Genomic DNA, 14,654 nt, shown 5'->3' on the forward strand with positions numbered 1-14,654 from the left:
CGACGCCGGGCCAGCCTCGCGGGCATGTAAGGATTCGGTAGTGGGCCCGTGCCGAGTGTGCCGTTTCTGGCTAATCAAGCCGGTCGGCAATGCACGATCACGCTCGCCGGCCTGAATGCCCGCAGATGGTGGCGCATAATGTATTGATGTCGACCCTTGGCAGGAAGAGGGTTTTATGCGCTGCACAATCTGCGGGTCTGAGAATCCTGCCGGTACGAGGTTCTGCCAGGAATGTCAGGCCGTGCTGCCGCATCATTGTCCGCATTGCGGACATGAGGTGGAGCCAGCAGCACGCTTCTGCAGCAATTGCGGGACGTCGCAGGCGACACCTGCGGCTGCGCCGCCACTTTCTCGATCATCGGGTCAGGATTCGTCGCCCACCCCGATTCATTACACGCCGGATCATCTTGCCGAGCGGATCCGCGCCGAACACACGGCCATGAAAGCGCGCGGCGAGCCTGCTGGCGAGCGCAAGACCGTTACCGCGCTGTTTGCCGACATGGCCGGATCGACCGCGTTGATCCACGATCTCGATCCCGAAGTGGCGCATCGCTTGATCGTGCCCGTGGTCGAGCTGATGATGGAAGCTGTCCACTACTATGAAGGGTACGTAGCGAAATCGCTCGGCGATGGCATCCTCGCGCTGTTCGGCGCACCGATCGCCCACGAAGACCATGCACAGCGCGCGCTTTTCGCTGCATTGCGCATGCAGCAAGCGATGCGGCAACATGGCGACCGCATTCGTCTGCAGGAGGGCATTCCTCTGCAAATTCGCGTCGGTGTTCATACCGGCGAGGTCGTCGTCCGTTCCATCCGCACCGACGACTTGCACACCGAATACGATCCGCTCGGGCATACGATCCACATCGCATCGCGGATCGAGGGAATCGCCACGCCCACGTCGATTCTCGTCAGTGAGTCCACCCACAAGCTGGCCGAAGGCTATTTCGAGTTCAAGGCGCTGGGGGCAACGCAACTCAAGGGAATTCCCGCGCCGCTGCGCGTATACGAGGTGCTTGGCCTGGGTGCGTTGCGCACGCGCCTGCAACTGGCGGCGCACCGTGGTCTCGCGCGGTTCGTCGGCCGCGAAACGGAAATGGAACACCTGAACCGGGCCCTGGAGACCATGAGGGCCGGGCATGGGCGTGTGGTCGGCGTGGTGGGCGAGGCCGGCGTCGGAAAGTCTCGCCTCTTCCACGAGTTCAAGGAGCGTTCACGACGTGGCGCGCTGGTGCTGGAGACGTTTTCGGTATCGCACGGCAAGGCGTTTTCCAACTTGCCGCTCATCGAGCTCCTGAAGAACTATTTCCAGATCACGCCGCAGGACGACGAGCGGCGCTGCCGGGAAAAGGTCATCGGCAAGGCGCTCACTTTGGAGCGCAGTTTCGAGGACCTCGTGCCATACGTCCTCTATCTGCTTGGCATCGGTGAAGGCGGGTCGGTGCTCGTCGAAATGGATCCGCAGATCCGGCGCGACCGCACCTTCGACGCGATCAGGCAGCTTCTCGTGCGAGAGAGCCAGAATCAGCCGGTCCATTTGCTGTTCGAGGATCTGCAATGGCTGGACCGTGAAACAGAAGCATTCCTTACCTACTTGATCGACCACGTGCCGGACGCACGGATCCTGCTTTTGGTGAACTACCGGCCCGAGTATCAGCCGGCGTGGGCCGGCGCACGTCATTGCAGCAGAATCCGGCTCGAACCGCTTGGCCCTTCCGATGCTCAAGGACTGCTCACGGCGCTGCTCGGCGAGGATCGTACGCTCGTGACTCTCAAGCAGCGCATTCTGGAGAAGACGGAGGGCAACCCTTTTTTCATGGAGGAAGTGGTCCAGACGCTCGTCGAGGAGAAGTCGCTGCTCGGCGACGCCGGGCGCTATCGCGTCGTGGAGACCCCTGCGACGCTGCACATTCCTACCACCGTGCAGGGTGTGCTCGCCGCTCGAATCGACCGGCTTCCGATCGATGAAAAGGAGCTGTTGCAGGCACTCGCGGTGATCGGCCACGAGTTTCCGTTCAGCCTGATCCGGCGAATTTGCGGTGAGGCGTCGGCGCGGGACGACGAACTGCGTCGGCTGCTCGCCCATCTGGAAGCGGCGGAGTTCATCTACGAGCGGCCCGCCTTTCCCGAGGTCAATTATTCGTTCAAACACGCGCTGACCCAGGAGGTCGCCGGGCGCTCGTTGCTCACGGAGCGGCGCACCACGCTGCACGAGCGCACCGCGCAGGCGATCGAGGTGCTGTTCCCGACGCGCATCGCCGATTACTGCAGCGAACTTGCGCACCACTACGGTCAGAGCGGAAACATTCCCAAGGCTGTCGAATACCTGCATCGTGCGGCGCAGCAGGCGCTGCGCCATGCTGCCCATCACGATGCAATGAATCACCTCGGCGCTGCGCTTGCGTTACTGAAGGGCTTGCCGGACACACCGGTGCGTGCGCATTGGGAACTGGCACTGCTGCTTTCCCTCGGGCCGGTCTTGATGGATGTGCGCGGGTATGGCGCGACGGAGGTGGGCGCGACCTATACGCGTGCGCTCGAGTTGTGCGAGCGGACCTGTGAGGTATCGCAACGCTTTGCGACGCAGCTGGGATTGCGGATGTACCACCTGGTGCGCGGCGAGTATGCGCTCGCGACCGACCTGGGCAGGCAGATGCTCGGTACGGCCCGGGATGCGAATGATCCAGGCTTCCTCATCGAGGCTCATAGTGCACTGGGCTCGTGCTTTTTTCTGCAGGGTGATTTCGATGCTGCCCGCACACACCTGGAACAGGCCCTTGCGATCTACGATCCGGAGCAGCATCAGGCACACGTCTTCGCGCACGGGGTGGATCCCGGCATCCGGGCGCTCAGTTTCCTGGTGTTGACCCTGTGGATCCAGGGGTATCCCGACCAAGCGCTCCAGCGCAGCGTCGAAGCACTTGCGCTCGCACGGAACCTTTCTTATGGGCCATCTCTGGCGTTCAGTCTCACCTACACGGCGCACCTGCATCAGCTGCGGCGGGAGCCGGTGCTTGCCGCCGAGCGCGCAGAAGCGGTCATTGCCGTATCGACCGAGCACGGATTGCCGTACTGGCTCGCGTGGGGGACGCTGCTGCGAGGCTGGGCGATGAGCGCGCAAGGACACATCCAGGACGGCATCGAGCAGATGCGGCTGGGACTCGACGCGCAGCGGGCAACCGGCGGCGAAGACCAGCGGCCATATGGTCTCGCGTTGCTCGCCGACAGTTACTGGCGCGCGGGTGACAAGAGGGCAGCACTGGACATGCTGGAAGAGGCGACGACGATCGTCGAGCAATCCGGTGAGCATTGCTACGAGGCCGAGCTGTACCGGCTCACGGGAATCTATCTGGCCGGAGGGGCGGGCAAGGAGGGGACTGCCGCTGCAGGCGACGACGAAGCGGTCGACTGTTTTCACAGAGCGATCGCGCGAGCGCGCCGGCAGGGTGCGAGAGCGCTGGAATTGCGAGCAGCGTCAGACCTTGCGCGGCTATTGCAACGGCGGGGGAAGACCGTGGAGGCAAGGCAAGCGCTGTCCGACGTGTACGCCTGCTTCACGGAAGGCTTTGACACGAGCGACCTGCGAGAGGCGAAAGCGCTGCTGGATGCATTGGACGCGCGCACCGGATGAATGGACCTGCGGCGCACGACGACGTATCGCGTGACGACGTACCGTCCACGACCTGCCGCTGCTCCGCATGACGGAGAGCTGGGGAGACGGGCATGACAATCACGCACACGAGACGCCGCAACGATGTACCGCGCAAACAGATTGCGCTGGCTTTGCAGGGTGGCGGGATGCACGGCGCCTTCACCTGGGGCGTGCTCGACCGGCTGCTCGAAGACGGCAGGCTCGCAATCGAGGGTGTCAGTGCAACCAGCGCAGGCGCGATGAACGCCGCTGTACTCGCATACGGTCTGCAAAAGGGAGGCGAAGACGGTGCGCGTCAGGCGCTGCACGACTTCTGGAAGGCGGTCGCGCAATCGGCGGAGCGCTACAACCCGTTGCGTTGGGTGCCGTGGCTGAAGGGCACGCACAGCTTCGGGCTCGATCATTCGCCGCTTTATGCATTCGCCGACATGATGTTGCGCGTCTTTTCTCCCTATCAGTTCAATCCGGGCAACCTGAACCCGCTACGCGAAGTGCTCGAGAACCAGGTGGACTTCGACGCGCTGCACAAGCACTGCCCGATCCGGTTGTATCTATGCGCAACCAACGTCGAAACGGGGAAAATACGCCTCTTCACGGGAGCGGATGTCAGTGCGGACGCGGTGCTTGCATCGGCATGCGTGCCGACACTGTTCCAGGCGGTCACGATCGATGGCGAATACTACTGGGATGGCGGCTACATGGGTAATCCGGCCATCTATCCCCTTATCTACAATTGCGCGACGCGCGACGTCGTGATCGTGCACATCAATCCGCTCGTGCGCCGCGGTGTGCCCATCACGGCTGCCGAAATTCTCAACCGTATCAGCGAGATCAGTTTCAATTCGTCGCTGATGCGCGAGATGCGAGCCATCGCGTTCGTCACCGACCTGATCCAGCAAGGCACGATACAACGCGGCGAGATGAAGGAAATGCTGATCCATTCCATTCGGGCCGACGACGCTCTGTGCGCGTTGAGCGTATCGAGCAAGTACAACGCGGATTGGGAATTTCTCAGCGAACTGCATGACCACGGGCGACGCGAAGCGGATGCGTGGCTCGCGCATCACTTCGGAAACATCGGACAGCGGTCGAGTATCGACATCCGAAGGGAATTTCTCTGAACGCATCGCGGCAATGTCGGCATGGGGCGCTCATGCGTAGCCGTCCCGGGCCAGGGAGCGAACGTGAACCGGACGCAGGCGCGATTCGTCGCGTTGTGGTCATGCAGCGGCGGGACACATGCCAACGATGTCTATCGCCTGCTGGCGCAATGCTATAGGGAGCCGGCGCGCCGTTACCATACGCTCGTGCATGTCCGGCGATGTTTGCGTCATCTCGACCTGGCGCGCGACTCGATTCCCGAACCGGACACCGTCGAACTCACGCTTTGGTTTCATGACGCGATTTTCGTTCCTGGCGCGCAAGACAACGAGCAGCGTAGCGCGGACTGGTTCCGCCGCCAGGCCGGGGGGCGAATCCGCGCGAGCGACCGTATCTGCGAGATGATTCTCGCGACGACCCACCTGGGCATTGCCGCGGAACTGGATACCCGTTTTGTGTGCGACATCGACCTGGCCGTGCTGGGCGCGTCTCGCAGCAGATTTCGCGAAGACGGCCGCCTCCTCCGGGCGGAGCGCCCTGATCTTGACGACCGGGCTTACGACCTTCATGAACGGACCATTCTGCGCGGGTTACTCGCACGTCCGCGCATCTATCTCACGGATTTCTTCTACACGCGCTGCGAGACGCGAGCGCGCAGAAACTTGAGTTGGCGGCTTGGCTTGCCGATTCCGGAATAACGACGACAAGCTGCCGGGACTTGTCACGTCGAGAACGGTCGATAGCCAACCAAAACTGACCCGTTTGCGGCAAGTTTTTTCATCGAGAATCGGCCCGGCGTTGCCGGGCCTTGCCAACGATTGCCCTACTTCACGGGCGTGAGGACCGGTGCACCCTTGTCCTTGATCAGGAACACGACGAACCTTGCCGGCTTCGTGCTGCTGGCATTTCGTCCGACCGTGTGCACGTCCCCGGGGCCTTCGTGGAACGTATCGCCAGCGTGGAGCGTGACCTCCTTGCCGCCGTTCAGGCCCATCACGATGCTGCCGTCGAGTACATAGACGAATGCGTGCGCATCGTGACGATGAACCGGGTCGACGCTGCCGGGCGGGTAATCCACGACGATCATCTGGACTTCCTTGCCTGGATACTCGGGCAACGGCTCCGTGGTCAGCGGCGTGACCTTGGCTTGCGGTGCGGCGGCGGCCGGCTGAACGACCATCAGCAGCGACGATACCAGCGGCGCGAGAACGAGCATGATGCGTTTCATGTCGTCACTCCAGGTTGGCCTTGTCGAGCCCGAACATCTTGTCGAACGAGCCGGGCGCGATGCGGAACGCGACATTCAGGCGGTTCCAGCTGTTGATCGCCCCCACAAGGAAAGTGAGGTCCGACAACTCCTTCTCGGAATAGTGCGCGCGGACGCGCTCGTAGAGGTCGTCCGGCACGCCGTGCGACGGGAGGTGGGTCAGTACGTCGGTCCATTCCAGCGCGGCACGCTCGCGCGGAGAAAACAGCGTCGACTCGCGCCAGATCGCGACGTGATGCAGGCGCAATTCGCGCTCGCCGTGGATTTTCGCCATCTTGATGTGCATGTCGACGCAGAACGCGCAGCCATTGAGCTGCGATGCGCGAACCTCGACAAGTTCGCGGACCGGCGCCTCGATCGTCGTCTTCTGAAACAACCCGTCCAGCTCGACGAGCTTCTTGGTCAGTTCCGGCGATTGCTGAAAGTAGTTGATACGTTGCGTCATGATCTGTTCTCCTGATCTGTGGGAGGACTACTGCTGAACCCGCGTCGAACGATTCAACGCGCAGCTCGCCTGGAAAGCATCGTAACGGCGTGCTCCGGGGGCCAGTAGTACCCGGAACGTGCGCACTCTGTTGTCCCTTCGGCACCAATCGCCCGTCGCGCACGACAGTCAGGCCGACAACACGACGACACCGCAGATTCCCTGTCGCACCATCTTCGTATAGGGGCACAGGCGCTCCGTGTCGCGGACAAGGACTTCCGCGACATGCCGATCCACGCCCGGCATCCGGATGGCGACATTGGCAATCAGCGCATATCCGCCGTCTACCGGATCACGACCGAACGACACTTCGACGGCTACCGTTGTCTCCCCGATGTCGATCCGTTCGCGCAGAGCCAGAAGACTCAACGCGCCGTGAAAGCATGCGGCGTAACCGGCGGCGAAAAGCTGTTCGGGATTGGTGCCGCCGCCCGGGCCGCCGAGTTCGATGGGCAAGCGCAGATCGAGGACGAGACTGCCATCGTCGGATTTCGCGACGCCTGATGCGCGTCCGTGTCCGGATTCACCCGGGGAAACCGTGACCGTGGTCGTATAGAGCACGGCGAATTCCTGCCCCCTGTATTTGTCGAGCAGTGTCAGCGGCGGAGGTTTCAACCTCTCGTTCTCCATAGGGTGCCTCCCGGTTTCTTGTGTCGCCAGCGCGAGCAGTTCTCGACGCTTGCGCATCGAGTCGTTGCGTTGATTTTCGAAGCGAGTCAGCGCGATGGCGCAGGTCTTGCCTGCAAGTCGATCCTCATGACGTCCATCCGGAAGATGGACCGAACGCTCTTGCATGCTAGGTAAAGGCGGGGCGCCAGACCAGATCGGCTTGGGACGCATGGTGTTGCCTGTTCCGCACCAATCCGGCGACGCAACACGAGCCGCACTGCCGCGGATTCCGGAAAGCGCGGCCAGGCGGGCCCGACGCGATTCGTTTCGACAATTTCCTGACGAACGCCGTGGCGGCGTCGATTGGTGCCAAAGAGGAACCGGAAAGTGTGCGGATACGGGTCTATCTGCGCACGGAGCCGGCACCTAGTATTGCGCCATGGCGATACGGTTGATCAGGACATCGTTCGCATGTGCACAGGAGAGGCTCGCTTCTCGCGAACGCATGAAGCGGCCGTATGGCGATGAAAAGAGCACGGGTCACATTGCGCCTTCGTCGATACCGGACCGAACCCGCAGCGCGATTTTTCTGCAAACGGCTTTTTATGCCTACTACGTGACGAGACGAGCAATGAACATTTTTTCAATCGCCGGGCGATGCACGTCGCGCGCGTTCAAGGTGGGGGTGCCGGTGATCGTCGCGACAGGATTGTCGGCGTGCGTGAATTACGCAGGCATTCATGGCAATGCAGCGATGACGGCTCCGCAGCAGTACGCGACGCAACAGAGCCTTCCGTTCGAACAAGGCCATTGGCCCACGGCCGGTTGGGCCGATCAGTTCGGTGACGGCCAGCTGAAGGCACTGATCGACGAGGCGCTGAGAAACGGCCCGACGCTCGACCAGGCGCGTGCGCGCGTGGCGGCCGCGCAGGCCTATAGCGAATCCGCACGTGCGGGAACGATGCCGCGCGTCGACGCCAGCTACGCGCTCACGCGCCAGCAATTCTCAGGGACGGCGCTCGTTCCGCCGCCGTATGGCGGGTCATGGCAGACGGAGAACCGGGGCATCCTCGGCGCTTCGTATGAACTCGACCTCTGGGGCAAGAAGCGCGAGGCGCTGAAGGCGTCGGTGTCCCGGCTTCAGGCGAGCCGTGCCGACGAGGAAATGGTCAGGCTGACGCTCACGACGTCGATCGCGCGCACCTATAACCAGCTTGCGCGCCTGTACGTGTTGCGTGACATCGCGGAGCAGGATATCGCTCGGCGCGAGCAGATCGATCGCATCACCGCAGGCCGTATCGCGACAGGGCTCGACACGCAGGTCGAGCGCGAGACCGCCCGCGCGAATCTCGCGACGAGCCGCGCCGCGATGAAGTCGCTCGACGGTCAGCTGCTCGCGACGCGCTATCAGATCGCCGCGCTGCTTGGCGCCGGCCCCGATCGCGGTTTGCAGATCGCGCGCCCGGCGCTCGGCATGGGCGACGACGTTCGCCTGCCCGACAACTTGCCCGCGGATCTCGTGAGCCGGCGGCCCGACATCGTGGCTGCCCGGTGGAACGTCGATGCAATCGCGCACGACGTGAAGGAGGCGAAGGCCGAGTTCTATCCCGACATCAACCTGAGCGCCGCGATCGGACTCGACGCGTTCGGCTTCGGCCGCTTCCTGACCGCGGCGAGCCGCACGGCTTCGGTCGGCCCGGCAATCCACCTGCCGATCTTCGACGCGGGTGAACTCCGCGCGCAACTGAAGGGACGCTATGCCGACTTCGATTACGCCGTCGCGACCTATAACCAGGCGCTCGTGACCGCGTTGAGCGAAGTCGCCACGCAAATTGCCGACGTGCGTTCGACGGATGCGCAGCTTGTCGATGCGCAGACTGCGCAGCAAGCGGCGCTGAAGGCTGCCGGACTGGCGCTCGCGCAGTACAAGGCCGGTCTCACGAATCAACTGACCGTGTTGAACGCCGACGTCAATGCGCTTGCCGCCGATCAGAGCGTCGCGAATCTGCGCATGAACCGCCGCGATCGGCAGATTGCGCTGGCGTCCGCGCTGGGCGGCGGCTTCGTCGACACGTCGTTCGCGGACTCGGGAGCGGCGGCGCGCGCCGACGTGTCCGCATCCGACACGCCTGCCGTCGCCGCGCGCTGAGCGGCTACCCATCGAATCTGCCTGGAGAATTGAAATGAGCGAAATCAACCCGCCGGTGCGCAAGCCGGTCGATGCCGCCCGCGTGAATCAAGATCCGTCGCCGTCGGGAGGCGACGATGTCGGAGGCGAACCCGCGACGCGGCGGCGCGGGATGCTGTTGGCGCTGCTCGGCGTAGCTGTCGTCGCGTCGTCGATCGCGTATGGCGTGTACTACCTGACGGTTGCGCGCTACCACGAATCCACCGACGACGCGTACGTCAGCGGCAACCTCGTGCAGTTGACGCCGCAGGTGGCGGGTACCGTCGTCGCCGTGAATGCTGACGATACGCAGATCGTGAAGGCGGGCGATCCGGTCGTGAAGCTCGACAATGCCGATGCGAAAGTCGCACTCGGCAACGCCGAAGCGACGCTGGGCCAGACCGTGCGGCAGGTGAGCGGTCTTTACGTGAACAACGATCTCTATGCGGCGAACGTCGCCCAGCGGCAGTCCGATCTGGCTCGCGCCCAGGACGATCTGCGCCGCCGTCAGGCCGTTGCCGGCACGGGCGCCGTGTCGGCGGAAGACATCGCGCACGCGCGCGACACCGTGACGGCCGCGCACGCCGCGCTCGACGCCGCGCGTCAACAGGCGCAAGCCAACCGCGCGTTGACCGACCGCACGACGATCGGCCAGCACCCGAACGTTCAGGCCGCCGCGTCGAAAGTGCGCGACGCGTATCTCGCCTACGCGCGTAATGTATTGCCCGCGCCAGTCACGGGCTATGTGGCGAAGCGTTCGGTTCAGGTCGGCCAGCGTGTGTCGCCCGGCACGCCGCTGATGGCGATCGTGCCGCTCGACGGCGTGTGGGTCGATGCGAACTACAAGGAAAGCCAGCTGCGCAACATGCGCATCGGTCAACCCGTCACGCTGACGGCCGACGTGTACGGCGGCAAGGTCAAGTACCGCGGCTGGGTCGTCGGTTTCTCGGCGGGCACGGGCAGCGCATTCGCGAGCCTGCCGGCGCAGAACGCGACGGGCAACTGGATCAAGATCGTCCAGCGTTTGCCCGCGCGCATCCAGCTGGATCAGAAGGAACTCGACGCGCATCCGTTGCGCATCGGCCTGTCGATGGAGGTCGATGTGGATACGCGCGACAACACCGGCCCGCAGCTCGGCGCGGCGTTGAATACGTCGTATCGCACCGATGTGTTCGCCGAATACGGCGCGCAGGCAGATGCCGAGATCGAGAAGATCATCGCGCAGAACATCGTGACCGGTCGTGCAGGGCCGACGGAGCCCGTCGTCTCGTCCACGCGTTCCGCAAAGCGCTACGCCAGGGACCGGAGCGGCGCCGAACAGCGCGCAGGCTGACTCGCGTCCCGGAGCGCGCGTCGCAGTCGCGCTCCGGGTCATTCAATCGTCTGACGGGCCGGACCGATGCGCCGGGCCTGTCGAATACTTCAGACCGGAAGCGAGATGAATTCCTCGATGCAATCTGCACCCGCACCGCTGACCGGCGGAAAGCTGGTTCTTGCGACACTCGCCGTCGCGCTCGCGACGTTCATGAACGTGCTGGATTCGTCCATTGCCAACGTTGCGATTCCCACCATCTCGGGAAACCTCGGGGTGTCCGTCGACGAAGGCACGTGGGTGATCACGCTGTTCTCGGCGGCCAATGCCGTCGCGATTCCGCTGACGGGCTGGCTCACGCAGCGCGTCGGTCAGATCAGGCTGTTCGTGGCCGCCATCGTGCTGTTCGTTTTCTCGTCGTGGCTGTGCGGCATCGCGCCGAACCTGCTCGTGCTGCTCGCAGCACGCGTCTTGCAGGGCGTCGTCGCAGGCCCGCTGATTCCGCTTTCGCAAGCGATCCTGCTGGGTTCGTATTCGAAAGAAAAAAGCTCGACCGCGTTGGCGCTGTGGTCGATGACCGCGACGGTCGGCCCGATTGCCGGCCCCGCGCTGGGCGGCTGGATCACCGACAGCTACAGCTGGTCGTGGATCTTCTACATCAACATTCCCGTCGGGCTGTTCGCGGCCGGCGTGACGTGGATGATCTATCGCGACCGTGAGACGCCGGTGCGCAAACTCCCGATCGACAAAGTCGGCCTGATGTCGCTCGTCGTATGGGTCGCAACGTTGCAGATCATGCTCGACAAGGGCAAGGATCTCGATTGGTTCAACTCGCCGGTGATCTGCGTGCTTACCGTCATCGCCGCGATCAGCTTCCTGTTCTTCCTGATCTGGGAATTCACGGAGAAGAACCCGATCGTCGATATTCGCCTGTTCGCGGTGCGCAATTTCCGCGGCGGCACGATTGCGATCTCGGTCGCGTATGCGGTGTTCTTCTCGAATCTGGTGATCCTGCCGCAATGGATTCAGGGCTATCTGGGCTATCGTTCGGTGGACGCCGGGCTCGTGACGGCGCCGCTCGGGATCTTCGCCGTGCTGCTCGCGCCCGTGATGGCGAAGATCATGCCGAAGTCCGATGCACGAGTGCTCGCGACGCTGGCGTTCCTGGGTTTTGCAGGCGTATTCTTCATGCGCTCGCATTACACGACGAACGTCGACCCCTATACGCTGGTGCTGCCGACGCTGTTGCAAGGCATTCCGATGGCACTCTTCTTTACGCCGCTGACCGCGATCATCCTGTCGGGATTGTCACCGGAGAGGATTCCGGCGGCCGCGGGCCTGTCCAATTTCGTGCGCGTGTTTGCAGGCGGCGTCGGCACGTCGTTGATCGCGACGGGCTGGAACAACCGGACGATTCTGCACCATGCGCAGCTCGCCGAGCAGTCGAGCGTGAACAACCCCGACTATACGAGCGCCATCGCGAACCTCCACGCGACGCTCGGCGGCGGCATGGATCAGGCCACCGCGTTCTTCGAACGCGCGTTGAATGCACAGGCCGCGATGCTCGGGCTGAACGACATCTTCTGGCTGTCGTCGATCATCTTCGTCGTGATCATCCCGCTGGTCTGGCTCACGAAGCCCGGCAAGGGCGGTGGTGGAGCAGCGGCGGGCGCGCACTGAGTGCAGTCGTTTCCGGCGGCGCCTCTCGTCGCCCGGTGACGATCGCCCGGTAGCCGCCGGGACCGTTGGTGCAAGACCTGCGGTCGATTCCGTTCCTGTTCGGGTGCCCTCCGGGCCGCAGACGTGATGCGGCCCGGTTCTTTCGACATCGCCCGGCGGCACAAGGGCGACTATATTTCCCGTTCAGCGCAGTGCCATCCTGATGCCAGCGCCAATTCGCCCGGTGTTGCGTACCGGTTCCGCGGCGACGGTAACCCGTCACGGGGCAAATCGACGTGGATGTGCGGTGTCGGCATGAACCGACATCGATCGAGTCGCGTCGGGTTCCATTACGCCTTCCACCGACATGCCGGGAATCGGGATGCCCGCCTGTGCCGCAAGCATCCTCGGCCGCGGACGGCTGCGCCGGATTGACACCGTCGCCTCGCACACCTGGCGCCTTCGGCGTTCGCAAGTGGACGGCGATCTGATCGCTACCGGAGCGGACGAAGTTCAAGATGCCCGGACGTGTGCCGGCGTGCGGGACGAGTGCGGCGCGCCGCAACTCGGCATCGCAGTGCCGGGCCGTTGTCGCTTCGACGGCCCTGCGCGGATCGGTTTTTCCGAGCGGTCCTGCCGCGGAAACAACCGCTGCGTGCGAGGCAATCGGTGCCGGCTATGGACAACGCGACTCGGCGGCACCGAAGCCCGGCGAGTTTGCGGGATCGACTCCGATCTTCGTTCCCGTAAGAACACTCTTCAGCCTGTCGTTCGCTATCGTGTACGCGCTCGACTTGGGCGATGACGCAATCAGGGTATGAGCGTGTGCGCAGTCCGGTCCTTGCTGCCGACGAGCCATCGTGGCGCCAATCATGGCAATTCTCATCGAGCATGTGTGTGCCGGCCCTTCGCCGGACCGGCGCGCTATCTGCGCGCTGTTTGCCCGGTGTCGTCCCGGGTGCCGCCAATCGACTTCCGACGGCGTTGTCGTCGCCGTCGTGTAATCGATGGGCACACGGATCCGATCAGGAAGATGCTTGAAACCGGAAAGGCAAGGATGATGGCCGCCGTCTTCGGACACGTGCTGCGCGAGACGGCGGAGGCCCTGTCCGCTGCGTGGCGGCGCGCCAACCCGATGGGGCGGAATGGCGCCGTACCCGGATACTCGGGCACGTCGTGGACGCGACGCCATCAATGCGTGAAAAGCTGTCGCTCTGCGCCGCTGATTGCCGCGTCATTCATCGCCATGATCGGCTCGACGTCGAAACCTTCGACACGCCATGCATCGATCCCGCCGGTGAGCGGCAATGCAAGCTTGACGCCGGACAGTCGCAACTGCCTGGCCACCGACGCCGCAGACACTTCGTTCGGACACGCACAATAGACGACGAGCGTTCGGTTCGCCCCATAGCGTTCCATGATCTGCGCGGGCTTGCGTTCATCGGCAATCACGGCGCCTGGAATGACGAACGGATCGCGCATGCGTCGTTCGGTGGAGCGGACATCGATCACGACCGGCCGCGGATTGTTCGCGAGCAACGCATGCAATTCACCGGCGCTGATCCGCGCCTTCTCGAGCGCATTGGCCAGCGTCAGTCGCCGGCAGTAGCGATACGCGACATACAGAAACGGTGCGATGCCGACCACGATGAGCGCGTGCCAGCCAAGACGGGCGACAAGGGAAAAGACCATGTCGATCTGCGAAGCGAAGATTGCGCCGATGGCCAGGCCGATCGATGCCCAAAGCGCGACGCCTGCGCAATCGTGCAGGACGAAGGAGCGCAACCTGACGGCCATCGCACCGCACAGGGGAACGGCAACGAGCGACAGGCCGGGTACGAACCGCGCCACGACCAGTACGCGGACGCCCCAGCGACCGAAAAAGCGCTCCGTGGTCCGGACGCACGTTTCACGCGACTGCGACAATTTGCAAACGGTATGAAGCGTGCGCTTGCCGTACCGCTTGCCGCCCTGAAACCAGACCAGGTCGCCGAGCACGCCGCCCATCACGGCGGCGCCGAGTATCGCCGCGAAATGCAGCACCGTCGCCGACGCAACGTGCGTGACGAGCGCAATGCCTGCGCCTACCGTGATCAAGGTCGGTATGGCAGGCAAAGGCAGGCCCAGCGAAGATCCAAGCACGTTCAGGAATACGACCAACGTGCCATACCGTGCGATCAGTTCATGCGAAATCATGATGCTCTCCTTGTGGCTTGCACGTACCGGTCTCGAAGGACGTTCATTGCGCAGCCCGAACTGCGACGGCCGACGCTGGCTCCGGACTTGCCGTCATCGAAACGGTCTGACACATCGAACCGGCGACAGAGGCTACCGGACCGCACATCGGAAGACATCTGGCCCGGAAGCACCGTTCGCTCGCACGGCGGCAAACACGGCGGCGCG

At 63.6% G+C, this 14,654-nt stretch carries 10 protein-coding genes; 6 read left to right on the forward strand and 4 right to left on the reverse strand.

Annotated features, from left to right (window positions below; genetic code table 11):
• Positions 1-175 precede the first annotated feature (175 nt).
• From ABD05_RS30540 to ABD05_RS30550, 3 genes are all read left to right on the forward strand, one after another.
• Positions 176-3,631: an adenylate/guanylate cyclase domain-containing protein gene (locus ABD05_RS30540; protein WP_047903935.1), complete on the forward strand. Its 3,456-nt coding sequence runs from the start codon at positions 176-178 to the stop codon at positions 3,629-3,631.
• A 92-nt stretch (positions 3,632-3,723) separates the two neighbouring features.
• The gene (locus ABD05_RS30545; protein WP_047903936.1) at positions 3,724-4,773 is read left to right on the forward strand and encodes a patatin-like phospholipase family protein; all 1,050 of its coding nucleotides are present in this window, start codon (positions 3,724-3,726) and stop codon (positions 4,771-4,773) included.
• 138 nt (positions 4,774-4,911) lie between these two features.
• Positions 4,912-5,451 carry an HD domain-containing protein gene (locus ABD05_RS30550; protein WP_175804847.1) on the forward strand — a complete coding sequence of 180 codons (540 nt, stop codon included), beginning with the start codon at positions 4,912-4,914 and terminating at the stop codon, positions 5,449-5,451.
• Positions 5,452-5,576: 125 nt separating this feature from the next.
• On the opposite strand, the gene ABD05_RS30555 is transcribed toward ABD05_RS30550, so the two are convergent.
• From ABD05_RS30555 to ABD05_RS30565, 3 genes are all read right to left on the reverse strand, one after another.
• Entirely contained in the window at positions 5,577-5,981 is a 405-nt protein-coding gene (locus tag ABD05_RS30555; protein WP_047903937.1) for a cupin domain-containing protein, read from the reverse strand.
• A 4-nt stretch (positions 5,982-5,985) separates the two neighbouring features.
• The gene (locus ABD05_RS30560; RefSeq protein ID WP_047903938.1) at positions 5,986-6,465 is read right to left on the reverse strand and encodes a carboxymuconolactone decarboxylase family protein; all 480 of its coding nucleotides are present in this window, start codon (positions 6,463-6,465) and stop codon (positions 5,986-5,988) included.
• 168 nt (positions 6,466-6,633) lie between these two features.
• Positions 6,634-7,134 (reverse strand): Ohr family peroxiredoxin, encoded by a 501-nt coding sequence (locus ABD05_RS30565; RefSeq protein WP_047904611.1) that lies wholly within the window; start codon positions 7,132-7,134, stop codon positions 6,634-6,636.
• Positions 7,135-7,744: 610 nt separating this feature from the next.
• Between ABD05_RS30565 and ABD05_RS30570 the strand changes: the two genes are divergently transcribed.
• The 3 genes from ABD05_RS30570 to ABD05_RS30580 all read left to right on the forward strand — a co-directional run bounded on the left by ABD05_RS30570 (position 7,745) and on the right by ABD05_RS30580 (position 12,272).
• A complete protein-coding gene (locus ABD05_RS30570; RefSeq protein WP_047903939.1) occupies positions 7,745-9,262 on the forward strand; it encodes an efflux transporter outer membrane subunit in 1,518 nt (505 codons plus the stop codon).
• 34 nt (positions 9,263-9,296) lie between these two features.
• On the forward strand, positions 9,297-10,613 hold the full coding sequence (locus ABD05_RS30575; RefSeq protein WP_047903940.1) for an HlyD/EmrA/EmrK family protein: 1,317 nt from the start codon (positions 9,297-9,299) through the stop codon (positions 10,611-10,613).
• Between the two features lie 105 nt (positions 10,614-10,718).
• Positions 10,719-12,272: a DHA2 family efflux MFS transporter permease subunit gene (locus tag ABD05_RS30580; protein ID WP_047903941.1), complete on the forward strand. Its 1,554-nt coding sequence runs from the start codon at positions 10,719-10,721 to the stop codon at positions 12,270-12,272.
• Between the two features lie 1,170 nt (positions 12,273-13,442).
• On the opposite strand, the gene ABD05_RS30585 is transcribed toward ABD05_RS30580, so the two are convergent.
• The gene (locus ABD05_RS30585) at positions 13,443-14,447 is read right to left on the reverse strand and encodes a DedA family protein/thiosulfate sulfurtransferase GlpE (protein ID WP_053060005.1); all 1,005 of its coding nucleotides are present in this window, start codon (positions 14,445-14,447) and stop codon (positions 13,443-13,445) included.
• Between the last annotated feature and the right edge of the window lie 207 nt (positions 14,448-14,654).

Source organism: Burkholderia pyrrocinia (assembly GCF_001028665.1).
GTDB classification, from domain to species: domain Bacteria; phylum Pseudomonadota; class Gammaproteobacteria; order Burkholderiales; family Burkholderiaceae; genus Burkholderia; species Burkholderia pyrrocinia.

Bases quoted from the DNA above. Each gene is read 5' to 3' on its own strand.
- ABD05_RS30540 (WP_047903935.1), top strand. From the start codon at position 176: ATGCGCTGCACAATCTGCGGGTCTGAGAATCCTGCCGGTACGAGGTTC.
- ABD05_RS30545 (WP_047903936.1), top strand. From the start codon at position 3,724: ATGACAATCACGCACACGAGACGCCGCAACGATGTACCGCGCAAACAG.
- ABD05_RS30555 (WP_047903937.1), bottom strand. From the start codon at position 5,981: ATGAAACGCATCATGCTCGTTCTCGCGCCGCTGGTATCGTCGCTGCTG.
- ABD05_RS30560 (WP_047903938.1), bottom strand. From the start codon at position 6,465: ATGACGCAACGTATCAACTACTTTCAGCAATCGCCGGAACTGACCAAG.
- ABD05_RS30565 (WP_047904611.1), bottom strand. From the start codon at position 7,134: ATGGAGAACGAGAGGTTGAAACCTCCGCCGCTGACACTGCTCGACAAA.
- ABD05_RS30570 (WP_047903939.1), top strand. From the start codon at position 7,745: ATGAACATTTTTTCAATCGCCGGGCGATGCACGTCGCGCGCGTTCAAG.
- ABD05_RS30575 (WP_047903940.1), top strand. From the start codon at position 9,297: ATGAGCGAAATCAACCCGCCGGTGCGCAAGCCGGTCGATGCCGCCCGC.
- ABD05_RS30580 (WP_047903941.1), top strand. From the start codon at position 10,719: ATGAATTCCTCGATGCAATCTGCACCCGCACCGCTGACCGGCGGAAAG.
- ABD05_RS30585 (WP_053060005.1), bottom strand. From the start codon at position 14,447: ATGATTTCGCATGAACTGATCGCACGGTATGGCACGTTGGTCGTATTC.